Genomic DNA, 3256 nt, shown 5'->3' with positions numbered 1-3256 from the left:
TGCTCAATCTGATCGCGCGGTGCCGACCCCTTGGCCTGGCACTCCAGAGAAGCTTTTGGTGCGAGGTTGATACTGAAGGAGATTATCAGAGAATCAGAACTAATAGATGAGATTGCGTCGCCTGTGAGCTAGCAGCCTTGGATGTGGGAAGCGGGGAAGGGGGCCCCCAAGTGACATACCTCGAACGAGTCAGCCTGGTGGTGCGGGTGGCTCAGGATTTCGGAGGCAAGCGGTACAAGCAGCGCAATGAGGCCATTTACCGTGTCATTTCTCCCTACATAACTGCGCTCCTCGTTGGGACACGAGTCAAGCCCAACCACGTGAGCGTCGTCAATCTGGGCGTTGCGATGTGCGCTGTCTGGAGCTTTTATCTAGGCGGGTCCGGTTTCATCATAGGGGTTGTTGCCTTGTTCATTAATCAAGTATTGGATTGTGTTGACGGAGAACTGGCGCGATTGAAGCAGTTAACCAGTGTAACAGGGCTTTACCTTGACCGCCTGAGCTCTCTCATGTACCCAGGGATTGTGCTAGCCATGGGCGCGGGCGCGGCCATTCGTACTGGTTCTTCGGTGCTAGCGGTTTTGGGTGTGGCCGCGTGTGCTGGGAACATTTTGTATCGCTATGCCTTTTTTGCGGCATGCACTAGTATCTTGGAAGTCCTCGCTTCCGGTGGGTCTGAGCGCACGCGTCACCAGCTCAGGGGAGCCTTCTCCAACGAGCTCGTCGACGCTCGAGGTAGGGCGTTACGCTTTGCCCATCAAATCGGGTTGTGGATGGCTAGTGGCTACGGCTTTGAGTGGGCACTTTGGCTCTCCCTCTTGGTGCACTTTGCTCTGGATTCCTATATGCCAGTCGTCGCTTTCCTTGCGTTCGAGGCAGGCATCACCGGAGCCGGTTTTCTCGCGCAGGTGGTCTCATACGTGCACGGCAATCGGCTCGATCGGATACTTGCGAGGCTGAACGGCTGATCAAAAACGAACCAACTGGGAGGCGCAGCCTAATGGACTTAGCGCATCTGGATTGGATTTCGCGGAAAAGGGTGTTGGTGACGGGAGGGGCGGGCGCAATCGGAAGCAACCTCACAAAAGTTCTCCTGAGCTTGGGGTGCCCTGTTGTCATTGTGCTCGACGACCTGTCTGCGTCACCGCGGTGGAACTTACCCGAATTCCACAACCTCCTGTTCGTGGAAGGCGACGTGGTCGACGAGGCGGTTCTGAAGCGGGTTTTCACCGAAGCACCCGAGGTTGTCTTTCACCTCGCCGCGTTCTTCGCGAATCAGAACTCGGTCGATTACCCGGAAAGGGACCTTATAACCAACGGGCTAGGTACCTTGAGAGTGCTTGAGTACTCTGTGATGTCCAGGGGGGTTGAGCGCTTCGTGTATGCTTCTTCAGGATGCTCGATTTACGGGGACGAAGCTCCCCTGCCCCTCCGCGAGGAGTACACTTCGACTCACTTGAGTACGCCCTACCAGATCACCAAGATGTTGGGAGAATTATACTGCAATTTCTTCCACCACCATTACGGCCTGAAGACGGTTAAGGCCCGGTTTTTCAATTCGTATGGACCGGGGGAAGTCCCTGGTCAGTACCGGAACGTCATCCCTAACTTCATCTACTGGGCGATGCAGGGGAAGCCTTTGCCCATGACTGGTACGGGTGAGGAGACGCGTGACTTCACGTACGTGGACGACTTGGTGGATGGTCTCCTGCGTGCCGCTTACTACGATGTTGCGGTGGGGAGGGAGTACAACCTTTCCGGTGACGCAGAGATCCGGATCCTGGATTTGGCTGATATGGTGAACCGGCTGACGGGGAACACGGCGGGGGTGAGGCACCTGCCTCGCCGCAAGTGGGATACGAAGACGCGCATCAAGGCCTCCATAGAGAGGGCGCGGCAAGAGCTGGGCTATGAGCCTAAGGTGCCTTTTGAGGAAGGTCTCCGCCGCACCGTGCAGTGGTTCCGGGACAATTGGGACCGCATCGTGCAGGCGGCCAGCTTTGGCCCGGGCATGTCTTCGGCGGTGCGGGAGCAATGGTGATCCCTGCAGCCCGAATCGGCGCGAGCCGGGACGGTCATCTGCGCGTGGAGGTATCCTATGAAGCAGGTGGTGCAGAACTACAGGACGGGTGAACTCAGCGTTGCGGACGTACCCGCACCTGTCCTCCGTCCCGAAGGCGTTCTCGTACGGAACTCAAGGTCCATTGTGAGCGTGGGCACCGAAAAGCTCATGATGGACCTGGCGCGCAAAAGCTTGCTGGGCAAGGCGCTGGCGCGGCCCGACCTTGTCAAGCAGGTGATCAACAAGGTTCGCACCGATGGGTTGCTCGAGGCTTACCGACAGGCCGTGAACCGCCTTGATTCGCCCGTACCCCTCGGGTACAGTTGCGCCGGCACCGTAATCGCGGTGGGGAACGGCGTCGATGGGGTCGGAGTGGGCAGCAGAGTGGCCTGCTTCGGCAGCGGCTACGCCTCGCATGCTGAAGTCGTATTCGTCCCCAGGAACCTGTACGCACTTGTTCCCGATGGCGTTTCGTTCGACGAGGCTGCGTTTGCGGGCGTCGGAGCCATAGCCCTGCATTCTGTAAGGTTTTCTCGCGCTGGGCTGGGCGAGCGGGTAGCGGTCATCGGCCTCGGCCTCCTTGGACTCATCGCCGTGCAGCTGCTGAAGGCTTCCGGTTGCTGGGTTTGCGGCGTCGATTTGGATCCCGGGAAGGTCCGGCTGGCTGGGGAGTTGGGCGCGGATGTGGCGGTGGCGGGAACGGCTGATGCTGTTCCTGCGGTGCAGGGGTTCACGGGCGGTGTTGGGGCCGACGCGGTGATAGTGCTCGCGAGTAGCGCGGATAGCCGGCCGGTCGAACTGGCAGCCGAGGTCGCCAGGGATCGTGCCCGCATTGTTGTCCCGGGGATGGTCAAGCTTGACCTGCCGCGCAAGGTATTTTATGAGAAGGAGTTGGAACTCGTCGTCTCCCGATCCGCGGGTCCCGGCATATACGACCCCACGTACGAGCGAAAGGGGGTCGACTACCCTCTCCCTTACGTGCGGTGGACGGAGCAGCGAAACATGCAGGAGTTCCTGCACCTCGTGGCAGCCGGGAAGGTTAGGCTGGCGCCTCTGATAACGCACCGTTTCTCTATCGACGAGGCCGAAAGGGCTTACGACCTGATCCAGCAGGGTAAGGAAAAGTACATTGCTGTGCTGCTGACTTACCCGGAGACACAGGCTTCGCCCACCCCGCGGGTCGAATTGCGCGTT

Annotated in this window: 3 protein-coding genes; all 3 read left to right on the top strand. The window is 59.2% G+C overall.

The window, feature by feature from the left end; all coding sequences use genetic code 11:
- Window positions 1-170 precede the first annotated feature (170 nt).
- Complete coding sequence (locus AB1609_19065; protein MEW6048547.1) at window positions 171-968, top strand: CDP-alcohol phosphatidyltransferase family protein; 798 nt, start codon at window positions 171-173, stop codon at window positions 966-968.
- A 32-nt stretch (window positions 969-1000) separates the two neighbouring features.
- On the top strand, window positions 1001-2041 hold the full coding sequence (locus AB1609_19060; protein ID MEW6048546.1) for an NAD-dependent epimerase/dehydratase family protein: 1041 nt from the start codon (window positions 1001-1003) through the stop codon (window positions 2039-2041).
- Between the two features lie 57 nt (window positions 2042-2098).
- On the top strand, window positions 2099-3256 hold a 1158-nt coding region (locus AB1609_19055; protein ID MEW6048545.1), incomplete at its 3' end, for a zinc-binding alcohol dehydrogenase.

The organism is Bacillota bacterium (genome assembly GCA_040754675.1).
Lineage (GTDB): Bacteria > Bacillota > Limnochordia > Limnochordales > Geochordaceae > Geochorda.
This window is presented reverse-complemented; position numbering and strand designations above follow the sequence as displayed.